This is a genomic window from Paraburkholderia sp. SIMBA_053, assembly GCF_046534895.1.
Lineage (GTDB): Bacteria > Pseudomonadota > Gammaproteobacteria > Burkholderiales > Burkholderiaceae > Paraburkholderia > Paraburkholderia caledonica.
On record NZ_JAWRXU010000623.1, the window covers coordinates 1 to 275 of the forward strand.

At 33.1% G+C, this 275-nt stretch carries 1 protein-coding gene; it reads right to left on the bottom strand.

The annotated features are described in order from the left end of the window. On the bottom strand, positions 1 to 252 hold a 252-nt coding region (locus SB753_RS37090; protein ID WP_410805129.1), incomplete at its 3' end, for a hypothetical protein. Positions 253 to 275 lie beyond the last annotated feature (23 nt).

Genomic DNA, 275 nt, shown 5'->3' on the forward strand with positions numbered 1-275 from the left:
ATTTTCAACTGTATTGATATAAGCATCATAAGTGGCGAACCCATAAAGAGAAGGGAAAAACAGTAACCATTCTGGATTTAATACGTTGGTAGCTTTCTGGATTTCGCCTAAAAAGAGAAGAGAAATAGCTTCAAGAAGATGAGAATAGTAAAAGAAAACAACGGTCCAAGTAACAATAAAAAAAGCAACGATTATTCGATGAATATAAAGCTGACCTAAACCTGGCATAAATAAGGACCATATGATAGACATAATAGGATTTCTTTTATCCAAGT